The 11,985-nt window shown below is 72.7% G+C and carries 10 protein-coding genes; 2 read left to right on the top strand and 8 right to left on the bottom strand.

The window, feature by feature from the left end; genetic code table 11:
* Positions 1–38: 38 nt before the first annotated feature.
* The 5 genes from JOE63_RS12800 to uvrB all read right to left on the bottom strand — a co-directional run bounded on the left by JOE63_RS12800 (position 39) and on the right by uvrB (position 6,171).
* Positions 39–1,070 (bottom strand): protein kinase family protein, encoded by a 1,032-nt coding sequence (locus JOE63_RS12800; RefSeq protein WP_307840080.1) that lies wholly within the window; start codon positions 1,068–1,070, stop codon positions 39–41.
* A 93-nt stretch (positions 1,071–1,163) separates the two neighbouring features.
* Entirely contained in the window at positions 1,164–2,294 is a 1,131-nt protein-coding gene (locus JOE63_RS12805) for a TerC family protein (protein WP_204541833.1), read from the bottom strand.
* Positions 2,294–3,298, bottom strand: a complete 1,005-nt coding sequence (locus JOE63_RS12810; RefSeq protein WP_087472161.1) for a TerC family protein — start codon at positions 3,296–3,298, stop codon at positions 2,294–2,296. The genes JOE63_RS12805 and JOE63_RS12810 overlap by 1 nt, the downstream gene beginning before the upstream one ends.
* Before the next feature lie 268 nt (positions 3,299–3,566).
* Positions 3,567–3,998 (bottom strand): VOC family protein, encoded by a 432-nt coding sequence (locus JOE63_RS12815; protein WP_204541836.1) that lies wholly within the window; start codon positions 3,996–3,998, stop codon positions 3,567–3,569.
* A 64-nt stretch (positions 3,999–4,062) separates the two neighbouring features.
* Positions 4,063–6,171 (bottom strand): excinuclease ABC subunit UvrB, encoded by a 2,109-nt coding sequence (uvrB, locus tag JOE63_RS12820; protein WP_204541839.1) that lies wholly within the window; start codon positions 6,169–6,171, stop codon positions 4,063–4,065.
* Positions 6,172–6,418: 247 nt separating this feature from the next.
* Between uvrB and JOE63_RS12825 the strand changes: the two genes are divergently transcribed.
* Entirely contained in the window at positions 6,419–7,777 is a 1,359-nt protein-coding gene (locus JOE63_RS12825; protein WP_204541842.1) for a choice-of-anchor A family protein, read from the top strand.
* Positions 7,778–7,850: 73 nt separating this feature from the next.
* Here JOE63_RS12825 and JOE63_RS12830 read toward each other — a convergent pair whose 3' ends face one another.
* From JOE63_RS12830 to JOE63_RS12840, 3 genes are all read right to left on the bottom strand, one after another.
* Positions 7,851–8,468, bottom strand: a complete 618-nt coding sequence (locus JOE63_RS12830; RefSeq protein WP_204541844.1) for a pyroglutamyl-peptidase I family protein — start codon at positions 8,466–8,468, stop codon at positions 7,851–7,853.
* Complete coding sequence (gene coaE, locus JOE63_RS12835; protein WP_087472981.1) at positions 8,465–9,106, bottom strand: dephospho-CoA kinase; 642 nt, start codon at positions 9,104–9,106, stop codon at positions 8,465–8,467. Before coaE ends, JOE63_RS12830 begins: the two co-directional genes overlap by 4 nt.
* A gap of 61 nt (positions 9,107–9,167) precedes the next feature.
* Positions 9,168–9,710, bottom strand: coding sequence for a MarR family winged helix-turn-helix transcriptional regulator (locus JOE63_RS12840; protein WP_307840081.1), 543 nt, complete (start codon positions 9,708–9,710; stop codon positions 9,168–9,170).
* Positions 9,711–9,880: 170 nt separating this feature from the next.
* On the opposite strand from JOE63_RS12840, the gene JOE63_RS12845 reads away from it, so the two are divergent.
* Entirely contained in the window at positions 9,881–11,833 is a 1,953-nt protein-coding gene (locus JOE63_RS12845; RefSeq protein WP_204541846.1) for an ABC transporter ATP-binding protein, read from the top strand.
* The last annotated feature ends 152 nt before the right edge of the window (positions 11,834–11,985 follow it).

Below are 11,985 nucleotides of genomic sequence, written 5' to 3' on the forward strand. Positions count from 1 at the left end.
ACGCTCGCCCGGGACGAGGGTCGGCACGCCGGGACGGCTCACCGCGCGGTCGCGCCCGGACGGCGGTCCCGGTCGAGCCGACGGATCGCCTCCCACGGGTACGGCGTCTCCCGGCTCTCCCGCTGGAACGCGCGGTAGAAGTCCCCGACCACCGCCGCGACCGGGGCGTGCCGGGACAACGTCGCCGCGACCGCCGCGGGGGCGCCCGCCGGAAGGCTGCCCTGAGCCCAGGAACGCACCAGCGCGCGGCGCTCGTCGGGCCCGCACCCGTGCAGCGCGACGGCCAGCCAGCTCACCAAGTGGGTGACGCTGTAGCAGTCGTCGTAGTCCTGGTGCGCGTCGGCGAAGTCGACCTCGTCGGGCGAGAGGTCGAAGCCTGACGAGATCGCGAGGCCGTAGTCGGCGAAGTACAGCCGTTCGCCGTCGGTCAGGACGTTCTCGAAGTGCGTGTCGAAGTGCAGCAAGCCCCGCGACCTCATGAAGGAGATCCCGGTGCTCAGCGCCTCCTCCACGAGCGCGCAGGCCCGCTCGGCGGACTCACCACCCGCCTCGACCTGGAGGCCGAGCCAGTCGTGCAGCGTCTGCGGGACGTGCTCCAGGAACAGCACGATGCTCGCCGAGGAGTCCCGCAGGGACTCGAACCGGCGACGCACCGCCGCGCCGCCGCCCCAGTAGTCGACGGCACGCTCGACGTCGGCCAGCTCGTCGGGCAGCGGCCGGCCCCCGTCGGGGAGCACGCGCCAGTGGTGCATCAGAGGGAAGCCCTCGTGCTCCCCCGCGACCACCCAGCCCGTCGTCATGACGTGCACGGCCAGCTCCCGCCAGGCGCCGAAACCCGGGGCACCGATGGTGCCGACGCCGTAGTGGCAGAAGGTCGGGAGGTCGAACAGGTTCGCCGTGGAGCGGACGTTCTCCGCCTGTCGCTCGAGGTCGGTCAGGCGCACGTGCTTGACGAAGACGGGCGTGCCGTCGACATCGAGCAGCGCCGTCTCCCCGCCGATGCCGGCGCCGATCCGGGGGGCGGCGTCCACGAGCTCGCGCAGCTCGTGGTCGCTGCGCAGCGACAGCACGGTGGCGACCGCTGCGTGCGTGGCCAGGCGGGAAGCGCGGGACCTGTCGGGCCGGGCTGGCACCGTCTCGCTCCGCGGCTCGTCGGGCACGCGCTACCGCGCGGCGCCGTCCTGCGGGCCCGTGCCCCACGGCGGCGCCTCGCCGCTGGACGCCACCTCGTCGACGGTCTCGTCCGCAGGCGCCTCGGACGCGTTCTCGACGGGACCGGCGACGTCGCTCGCGGCGGTCGTCGCGGCCGGGCCGTCCTGGGCGTGCAGCGCCCGCGTCCGCAGCAGGCTCGCGACGGTCGTGACGGCGAGCGCACCGATGATCACGACGAGCGACAGCCAGATCGGGACCGTCGGGACGGCGTCGAGGTGCTCACCGCCGTTGATGAACGGCAGCGTGTTCTCGTGCAGCGCCTCGAGGATCAGCTTCACGCCGATGAACCCGAGGATCACCGCGAGACCGATCGGCAGGTAGACCAGGCGCTCGAGCAGGCCGCCCAGGAGGAAGTAGAGCTGGCGCAGGCCCATGAGCGCGAAGACGTTCGTCGTGAAGACGATGAACGGGTCCTGGGTGAGCCCGAAGATCGCGGGGATCGAGTCGAAGGCGAACAGCAGGTCGGTGCTGCCGATCGCGAGGAACACGATGACGAGCGGCGTGAAGACCCGCTTGCCGTCCTCGACCGTCCGCAGCCGCCCGCCGTCGTACTGCGTGCCCAGCGGCAGGACGCGCCGCAGCGCCCGCACGGCGCGGTTCTCGTGGTACTCCTCCGGCTCGTCCCCGCCGGCCACGAGCTTGATCGCCGTGTAGATGAGGAACGCGCCGAACAGGTAGAACACCCACACGAACTGCGCGATGATCGCGGCGCCCGCGAGGATGAACGCCCCGCGCAGGACGAGCGCGACGATGATGCCGACCATCAGCACGCGCTGCTGCTGGTCCCGCGGGACCGCGAACCTCGCCATGATGATGACGAACACGAAGAGGTTGTCCACGGAGAGGCTGTACTCCGTGAGCCAGCCCGCGTAGAACTCCCCGGCCGGTGCCGCCCCGCCGACCGCGCCCACGATGGCCCCGAAGACCAGGGCGAGCGCGACGTAGAACCCGACCCACAGCGCGCTCTCGCGCATCGAGGGGACGTGCGGGCGGCGCCCCACGACGAACAGGTCGACGAGGAGCAGGATCGCGAGCGCCGACAGCGACGCCCACTCGAACCAGACGGGAAGCTCGTGAACCATCAGCGTGAGCCCTCCGAGCTCTCGACGGAGCGCCGACGGTCGGCGCGGTCCTTGGCGAGGCTCGCGACCGTGGTGATCGTGAGCACGACGACGATGAACCCGAGCGACAACGCGGTCGAGATCTCCGGGATGGCGGTGATGTGCTCACCGCCGTTGATGAACGGCACCTCGTTCTTGTGCAGCGCGTGGATGAGCAGCTTGACGCCGATGAACCCGAGGATCGCCGCGAGGCCGTACGCGAGGTAGACGAGGCGGTCGAGGAGGCCATCGATGAGGAAGTAGAGCTGGCGCAGGCCGAGCAGCGAGAACGCGTTGGCGGCGAACACGAGGAAGGTCTCCTGCGTGAGGCCGAAGATCGCGGGGATCGAGTCGACCGCGAAGAGCAGGTCCGCGCTGCCGATCGCGATCATCACGATGAGCATCGGCGTGATGTAGCGCTTCCCGTCGATCTTCGTCGTCATCTTGTCCTCGACGTACGTCTCCGTCGTCGGGAACAGGCGGCGGGTCAGCTTCAGCGCGCCGTTCTCGTGGAACTCCTCGTCGTGGCCCGAGCCCGCCTTGACCTGCGTCCACGCGGTGTAGAGCAAGAACGCGCCGAAGACGTAGAAGACCCAGCTGAAGTTCTCGATGAGGGCCGCGCCGAGGAAGATGAAGATCGTCCGCAGGACCAGCGCGATCGTGATGCCGATGAGCAGCACCTTCTGCTGGTACAGCCGCGGGACGCGGAAGCTCGTCATGATGAGGACGAACACGAAGAGGTTGTCGACCGACAGGCTCTTCTCGGTGATGTAGCCGGCGAAGTACTCTCCGCCGTACGTCGAGCCCCAGACGGCCCAGACGATGCCGCCGAAGGCCACCGCGACGGCGACGTAGCCGGCGGACCACCAGGTGGCCTCGCGCAGGCTCGGGGCGTGGGGCGTGCGCACGTGCCCGACGTAGTCGACGGCGAGCATCGCGAGGATCACGCCGACGGTGACGAGCCAGACCCAGACGGGCACATCCATGAAGATTCCTCCGGTACGTGGGGAGCACTGTGTACCGAAGGTCTCTTCCGCCACGCACCGCCACCCGCACCCGCACGGGACGCGGGCTGGTGGTTGTGGGACCGGTGACACCGGGCCGACGACTGCGCCGGCCGTGATGACGACATCACCGCGGAGGAATACTCCCCTTCAACGAGGAGCCAGCATAGGCCATCGCCCCTCCGCACGGGACAACGTGACGCGCGGGCGAGATGTTCCTCGGCCTCGCCGCCGGTTCGACCCCGGCCGCTCACTGGAGGCAGAGCTCGTTCCCCTCGGGGTCCTGGAGAACGACCCAGAACTCGCCCATCTCCTCGACCTCGCGCTCGACGCGGGCACCGAGCTCGACGAGCCGCGCCGCATGCGCGCGCACCCGCGCGACCCGGGTCTCTGCGTCGGGCGCTCCCGCCCCGACGTCCACGTCGAGGTGGACGCGGTTCTTCGCGGTCTTGGGCTCCGGCACGCGCTGGAGGTACACACGCGGGCCGACCCCGTCGGGGTCGACGATCGCGTACCGGTCGCCGCATCGTTCCGGAGGGACGCCCCACGCCTCCAGGGCGGCCTCCCACGACCCGAAGCCCTCGGGCGGCGGCGGCTCCACGTATCCGAGCGCCACGCACCAGAACGCGCCCAGCGCACGCGGGTCGGCCGCGTCGAACGTCACCTGCACCCCGAACGTCACGTCGCCTCCTCCCCCGTGGCCGACCGACGGGCTCGTCGCCCGACGCCGACCCCGGACCTCCGCGTCAGGCCGTCGCGGCCTGCATCTGCCGCAGCTCCTTCTTGAGCCCGGAGATCTCGTCGCGCAGCCGGGCGGCGAGCTCGAACTGCAGCTCGCCCGCGGCCGCGTGCATCTGGTCGCTGAGCTCCTGGATGAGCTCGGCCAGGTCGCTCGCCGCCGCGCCCGCGAGCCGGTTGCCCGACGACGCACCCTCCTTGGGCGCTCCTGGCACCGGCGCCCTGCCCTTCGCGCCCTTGCCCGGCTGCCGGTACCCGCCCGCGAGGAGCTCGGCCGTGTCGACGTCCTCGCGCGCGAGCATGTCCGTCACGTCGGAGATCCGCTTGCGCAACGGCGTCGGGTCGACCCCGTGCTCCGTGTTGTACGCGATCTGCCGCTCGCGACGACGCTCGGTCTCCTCGATCGCCGCGGCCATCGCGGGCGTGATCTTGTCCGCGTACATGTGCACCTGGCCCGAGACGTTGCGGGCCGCGCGGCCGATCGTCTGGATGAGCGACTTGGGCGACCTCAGGAAGCCCTCCTTGTCCGCGTCGAGGATCGCGACGAGCGACACCTCGGGCAGGTCGAGGCCCTCGCGCAGGAGGTTGATCCCGACGAGGACGTCGTACTCGCCGAGGCGGAGCTCGCGCAGGAGCTCGACGCGCCGCAGCGTGTCGACCTCCGAGTGCAGGTACCGGACCCGCACGTCCTTCTCGAGCAGGTAGTCCGTGAGGTCCTCGGCCATCTTCTTGGTGAGGGTCGTGACCAGGACGCGCTCGTTCCGCTCGACCCGCTCGCGGATCTCGTGCAGCAGGTCGTCGATCTGCCCCGTGGTCGGCTTGACGAGCACCTCCGGGTCGACCAGGCCGGTCGGGCGGATGATCTGCTCGACGACGCCGTCCGCCATCGAGAGCTCGTAGTCGCCGGGGGTCGCCGACAGGTACACGGTCTGGCCGATCCGCTCGACGAACTCCTCCCAGCGCAGGGGCCGGTTGTCCATCGCGCTCGGCAGCCGGAACCCGTGGTCGACGAGGCTGCGCTTGCGCGACATGTCGCCCTCGAACATCGCGCCGATCTGCGGCACGGTCACGTGCGACTCGTCGATGACGAGGAGGAAGTCCTCCGGGAAGTAGTCGAGCAGCGTGTTCGGCGCCGATCCCGGCTCGCGGCCGTCGATGTGCCGCGAGTAGTTCTCGATCCCGGACGCGGTGCCGATCTGGCGCATCATCTCGATGTCGTAGGTGGTGCGCATGCGCAGCCGCTGGGCCTCGAGCAGCTTGTTCTGCCGCTCGAGCTCGTCGAGCCGCTCGGCGAGCTCCGCCTCGATCGAGGAGATCGCGCGCTCCATGCGCTCCGGCCCCGCGACGTAGTGCGTCGCCGGGAACACGTGGATGCTCGGCTCCGACCGGATCACGTCGCCCGTGAGCGGGTGCAGGGTCTGGATGCTCTCGATCTCGTCCCCGAAGAACTCGATGCGGACCGCGAGCTCCTCGTACACCGGGATGATCTCGACCGTGTCCCCGCGCACGCGGAACGTGCCGCGTGTGAACGCCATGTCGTTGCGCGCGTACTGCATGGTCACGAACTGCCGCAGCAGGTCGTCGCGCTCGACCTGCATGCCGACGTCGAGCCGGACCATGCGGTCGACGTACTCCTGCGGCGTGCCGAGGCCGTAGATGCACGACACGGAGGCGACCACGACGACGTCGCGCCGGGTGAGCAGCGAGCTCGTCGCGGAGTGTCGCAGCCGCTCGACCTCGTCGTTGATCGACGAGTCCTTCTCGATGTAGGTGTCCGTCTGCGCGATGTACGCCTCGGGCTGGTAGTAGTCGTAGTAGGAGACGAAGTACTCGACGGCGTTGTTGGGGAGCAGCTCCCGGAACTCCGTCGCGAGCTGCGCCGCGAGGGTCTTGTTGGGCGCCATGACCAGCGTCGGGCGCTGCAGCTCCTCGATGAGCCACGCCGTCGTGGCCGACTTGCCCGTCCCGGTGGCGCCGAGCAGCACGACGTCCTTCTCCCCCGCGCGGATGCGCTGGGAGAGGTCCGCGATCGCCGTCGGCTGGTCACCCGACGGCTGGTACTCGGAGATGACCTCGAACGGGGTGGTCGCACGCTGGAGATCGGTCACGGGACGCATGCCTCCACGGTACGTCGACCCACCCACACGGACCCCTCCGCACGCGTTCGTCGCACGCGCGCGGAGCCGCACGGTGAAATCACCCCGACGTAATTTGGAAGGTGTCATTCGCAACCTCTAGGGTCGCCTCGACCCTGCCGCGCTCCCCGACGCCCGTGGAGCAGCACGACAGCACGGATCACGGGCGACGGAGTCCGTCCGCAGTAAGTCAGCGCCGCTAGCGAACCCTCGACCTGGAGCCGACACCATGCGCCTTCACCCCGCGCGCCCCCGCGGAATCCCCCTGCTCGCCCTCACCGCGCTCGCCCTGACGACCGTCGGCCTCGCCGCGCCCGCGACCGCCGCGCCGCTGGCCGGCACGCCGGTCACCGCCGACGAGGTCTGCACCGCGGACCCGTCCACGCGACCGGTCGGCGTGTACGAGCTCACCGCCGTGGAGGACGCGGGCGTCGGCATCTGGGCGGGCGGCGGGCTCACCGTCACGACGGCGACCGAGCTCGAGGGCCGGGTCGTCGTGGGCGGGGACGCCGACCTCTCCGGGGCCGGGAGCCTCAACGTCGGGACCGCGGGGGGCGGCGGCTCGGCCATCACGCCGGCCGGCGGGACCGACATGCTCGTCGTCGGTGGCGACCTCGCGACGGCGACGAACACCCAGGTCGGCTTCCACGCGTCCAGCGGCGGCAACGTGGTCGTCGGGGGTGCGATCACCGGCGCGACCCCGAGCACCGAGGGCCGCAACGCCCCGGGCCGCCCCGGCACGGTCACGCAGGGCGTCGGTCGCGAGGCCGCCCTGCGTCCCTACGCCGCGCTCCCCGGGCTCGTCACGGGCCTCGCGACCGACGCCGCCGACGGTGCCGTCGCCGCCACGCCCCGGGACGGCGTCCTGACGGTCGAGGCGGGAGCGCGGTACACGCTCACGGCCGCCCAGGCCTCCACCCTGACCACGCTGCACGTCACCGGGAGCGGCCCGGTGCTCCTCACCGTCACCGGCCCCTCCGTGGACGTGTCGCGGCTGCAGCACGTCGAGTACGGCGGCGTGCGCGTCTACCAGGCCACCCAGCACCTGTCGGCGCACTTCCTGTGGAGCTTCCCGGACGCGACGCAGGTGACGCTCGGCACGAACGACCAGTTCCCCGGGACGATCGTCGTCCCGCGCACGGACGCGACCCTCACCGTCGCGACCTCGACCAACGGACGCATCCTGTCGAACGGCGCCGTCTCCTACACCGGTGGCGCCGGGATCGAGCACCACAACTACCCGTTCGCCGGCCCGTGCGAGTCGACGCCGTTCGTCGAGGAGCCCCAGCCCGAGCCGTCGCCGGAGGGCCCGAACCCGGGCGAGGGCGTGACCACGCCGCCGACGGCCGAGGAGACCCCGTCCCCGGAGGAGCCGGGCGAGCCCACGGTGGAGGCGACCCCGGCCGCAGAGACCCCGGCTCCCGGCACCGGCGCGACGCCCGAGTCGGCCGAGCAGGGTGACGACACGCCGGGGAGCGGCCTCGCGTCGACGGGCGCCTCGGTCGTCGTGCTGGCCGTGGTCGCCGCGCTGCTGCTCGCCGGGGGCGCGACGGTCCTCGTCGTGGCACGTCGGCGCGCGACGAGCTGACGCCTCGAGCACGACCACGCAGCGAGGGCCCGGCAGGACGACCTGCCGGGCCCTCGCTGCGTCCTCGTCCGGCTCAGCTCTCCGTGCCGCCCGCGAGGACCGGCTCGGGGGTGCCGAGGAGCGCGTGCCGCACGACCGCGGCCACCGCGGCGACCTGGTCCTCGATCGGGACCACGTCGGCGTCAGGGACGTGGACGAACCCGGCACGCCGTCCCGGCCCGGCGCCCCAGTGGTGCATGAGCGCGTAGAAGACGTCGTTGCACACGTAGGTCCCGGCGGTGCTCGACACCCCTGCGGGGACACCCGCCGCGCGGATCGCCGCGAGGGACGCCTTGAGCGGGAGCGTCGACCAGTACCCGACGGGCGCACCGGCGACGACGGGGACGTCGACGGGCTGCGCGCCCGCGTTGTCGGGGATCCGCGCGTCCCGCACGTTCACGGCGACCCGTTCGAGGCGGACGCCCGGCGCACCGCCCGCGAGGCCGAGCGCCACGACGACGTCGGGGTCGTGCTCGCGGATCGCGGCGTCGAGCACCGGCCACGCCCCGGCGAAGGTCACGGGGAGCCGGACGGCGACCACCTGGTCGCCCACGAGCTCCTCCCCGCGCTCCGCGAGCCGCGCGGCCGTCTCCCACGACGGGTTCGCGTCGGCGCCGTCGAACGGCTCGAACCCGCTGACGACGACGGTCACGCCTCGTGCTCCTCGATCTCGGCCTGGACCTCGGCGTCGACCTCGGCACGCACCCGTGCCCAGAGCTCGTCGACCTGCTCCCGCAGCGCCTCGGGCGAGCCGGAACCGTCGAGGGTCACGTCCGCCGCGGCGAGACGCGACGCGTCGTCGGCCTGGGCGGCGAGGCGGGCGCGGGCCTCGTCCTCGCTCAGCCCGCGCTCCTCGACCATCCGGCCCACCCGGACGTCCGCGGGCGTGTGCACGACCACGACGCAGTGGAACCGCGCGGGGTCGCCCGTCTCGACGAGCAGCGGGATGTCGTGCACGACGACGGCCCGGGGGTCGGCCGCGCCGGCGGCGGCCTCACGCTCGGCCGCGAGCCGGCGCACCTCCGGGTGGACGATCGCGTTGAGGCGCTCGCGCGCTGCGGCGTCGCCGAACACGACCCGACCGAGCGCGGCCCGGTCCAGCGCGCCGTCACCGTCGAGGACGCCCGGCCCGAACGCCTCGACGACCTGGTCGAGGCCGACCGTCCCCGGCGCGACCGCGTCGCGGGAGAGCGCGTCGTAGTCCACGACGACGGCGCCGAGCTCGGCGAAGCGTGCGAGCGCGACGGACTTCCCCGCCGCGATTCCTCCGGTCAGGCCGATGCGAAACATGCGCCCCATCCTGCCAGCCGGTGGGCGACCTCGCGCCGGGACGGTCGAGCGCACGGACGGCTCAGCGGCGCCCGACCGCCGGCTCGCCCGTGCCGTCCGCCGGTCGGCCATCGGCGGGCGGGCCGTCCGACCGCTCGCCCGCGACGGCACGCAGGAGCCGCAGGAGCTCGGCGCGTTCGGCGGCGTCGAGGCGCGCGAGGAGCGTGCCGGCGCTCGACGACCGCTCCGCTCCCACCTGCGCGACGACCTCCCGCCCCCGCGCGGTGAGCTCGACGAGCGTCGCCCTCCGGTCGTGCGGGTCGGGGGTCCGCCGGACGAGCCCGGCCTGCTCGGCGTCGTCGACCTTGGACGTCACCGAGCGGGGGGCGACGTCCAGCGCGGACGCGACCGCACCGAGCCGGCAAGGCTCGTCGCAGCGGGCGAGGAATCGCAGCATCCGGTACTGACCGGGGGTCGTCCCGGCCGGCTCGGCACGCTCGCTCGCCTCGCGCCGCACGCTCCGGAGCGCCGCGTGCAGGAGCGAGAGGAACTCGCCCGCCTCGTCCGTGGAGGTCGGGCCGCCCTCCGCGCCCCGCGCGGGGCGCGCGCTCGCATCGCTCGTCACGATGCCGAGCGTACCGGGCGGACGAGGTCTTGTGGAGCACACTCATTGTGAGTTAGACTCACTATCGTTTCGCGTGCGCGGCCCGCGCGGCCGTGCCCACCAGCCGGCCGCGCGCGCCCGGCCGCCACGCCCCGCGGACGACCGCGCCCCTCCCCCACCCAGGAGGCCCCATGTCTTTTACCTCACCTCTCCCCGGCTCCGGCGGCGGGCGCGGCATGCGCTCGTTCCGCCAGGACTCCTCCGTCGCGTCCCGGCGGCTGCACCGCGGCACGATCCGACGCGTCCTGACGTTCGCCCGGCCCTACCGCCGCCAGCTCGCGGCCTTCCTCGTGCTCATCTCGATCGACGCCGCAGCGGGCGCGGCCACGCCGCTCCTGTTCCAGCGGATCATCGACGACGGCATCACCGCCGGCGACGTCGGCGTCGTCGTCAGCCTGTCCCTCGTCGCCGCCGGGCTGGCCGTGCTCTCCGGCGCGCTCGGGGTCGCCCAGCGCTGGTTCTCCTCGCGCATCGGCGAGGGCCTCATCGTCGACCTCCGCACCGCCGTCTTCGACCACGTGCAGCGCATGCCGCTCGCCTTCTTCAGCCGGACCCGCACCGGCGCCCTCGTCCAGCGGCTCAACGGCGACGTCCTCGGCGCGCAGCAGGCGTTCACGTCGACGCTCTCCAACGTCTTCTCGAACCTCCTCACCGTCGTGTTCGTCCTCGCCGCGATGCTCTCCATGTCCTGGCAGCTCACCCTCCTCGCCCTGACCCTGCTGCCCGCCTTCGTGCTCCCGGCCCGCTGGGTCGGCAAGCGCCTCGCCGCGATCACGCGCGAGAGCTACGAGCTCAACGCCGAGGCCGCGCAGACGATGAACGAGCGGTTCAACGTCGCGGGCGCGCACCTCGTCAAGGTCTTCGGCGACCCGGCCCGCGAGTCGTCCCGGTTCGCCGCCCAGGCCGGCCGCGTGCGTGACATCGGCGTGAAGCAGGCCATGTACGGCACGGTGTTCCGCGTCGGCCTCACCGTCGTCGCCTCGGTCGCCGTCGCGATCGTCTACGGGCTCGGCGGCGTCATGGCGATCTCCGGCTCGTTGACGGTGGGCACCGTCGTCGCGCTCACCGCCTATCTCGGGCGCCTCTACGGCCCGCTCACCGCCATGTCGAACGTCCAGGTCGACGTCATGACCGCCCTCGTCAGCTTCGAGCGCGTGCTCGAGGTCCTCGACCTCGAGCCGACCGTCACCGACGCGCCCGACGCCGTCGACCTCGCCGACGACCTCGAGACGGAGGGCGCGAGCCTCGAGCTCGACGGCGTGACGTTCCGCTACCCCAGCGCCTCGGAGGTCTCCCTCGCCTCGCTCGAGTCCGTCGCCGTCGAGGGGACGGACCCCACGACCGACACCCTGCGCGACGTCACGTTCTCCGTCCCCGCGGGGGCGATGGTCGCGCTCGTCGGCTCGTCCGGCGCGGGCAAGACCACCGTGTCCCAGCTCGTCACGCGCATGTACGACCCGACCTCCGGGCACGTGCGGATCGCCGGGCGCGACCTGCGCGGCGTCACGCAGGAGAGCCTGCACGACGCCGTCGGCGTGGTCACGCAGGAGGCGCACCTCTTCCACGACTCCATCGCCGACAACCTCCGGTACGCCAAGCCCGACGCGACCGACGCCGAGCTCGAGGCCGCGCTGCGGCGTGCGCACGTGTGGGACGTGGTCGCCGCGCTGCCGTCCGGGATGGACACCGTGGTCGGCGACCGCGGGTACCGCATGTCCGGCGGCGAGCGTCAACGCCTCGCGATCGCGCGCGTCTTCCTCAAGGCGCCGCGGCTCGTCGTCCTCGACGAAGCGACGGCGCACCTCGACTCGGGCTCCGAGGCTGCGGTCCAGGCGGCCCTGGCCGAGGCGCTGCGCGGCCGGACGTCGCTCGTCATCGCGCACCGGCTCTCGACCGTGCGCGAGGCAGACCTCATCGTCGTCCTCGACGCAGGACGCGTCGTCGAGACCGGCACGCACGCCGAGCTCCTCGCCCGGGACGGGCGCTACGCCGAGCTCTACCGGACGCAGTTCGCGGACTCGCCCCCGCCGTCGGGCGCCGACCCGACCACCGCGCCGCCCGAGCCGGCGACCGTGACGGCCTGACGGCCCGACGGCGGGATCGCCGAGCAGGCGATCCTGGACCGCCGACCAGGCGGTCCCCGCTCGTCCGTGGCCGCTGACGCACCAGGCGAACCTGTTCGGCACCGGACGCGCCCGCCGGGCACGGCGAAGGCCCGCCACCCCCTGGGGGTGGC

The organism is Cellulosimicrobium cellulans, assembly GCF_016907755.1.
In the GTDB taxonomy this organism is placed as follows: Bacteria; Actinomycetota; Actinomycetes; order Actinomycetales; family Cellulomonadaceae; genus Cellulosimicrobium; species Cellulosimicrobium cellulans_D.

Excerpts from the sequence above, each read along its gene's own strand:
- JOE63_RS12845 (WP_204541846.1), top strand. The coding sequence starts at position 9,881 with ATGTCTTTTACCTCACCTCTCCCCGGCTCCGGCGGCGGGCGCGGCATG.
- JOE63_RS12805 (WP_204541833.1), bottom strand. The coding sequence starts at position 2,294 with ATGGTTCACGAGCTTCCCGTCTGGTTCGAGTGGGCGTCGCTGTCGGCG.
- uvrB (WP_204541839.1), bottom strand. The coding sequence starts at position 6,171 with ATGCGTCCCGTGACCGATCTCCAGCGTGCGACCACCCCGTTCGAGGTC.
- coaE (WP_087472981.1), bottom strand. The coding sequence starts at position 9,106 with ATGTTTCGCATCGGCCTGACCGGAGGAATCGCGGCGGGGAAGTCCGTC.
- JOE63_RS12810 (WP_087472161.1), bottom strand. The coding sequence starts at position 3,298 with ATGGATGTGCCCGTCTGGGTCTGGCTCGTCACCGTCGGCGTGATCCTC.
- JOE63_RS12825 (WP_204541842.1), top strand. The coding sequence starts at position 6,419 with ATGCGCCTTCACCCCGCGCGCCCCCGCGGAATCCCCCTGCTCGCCCTC.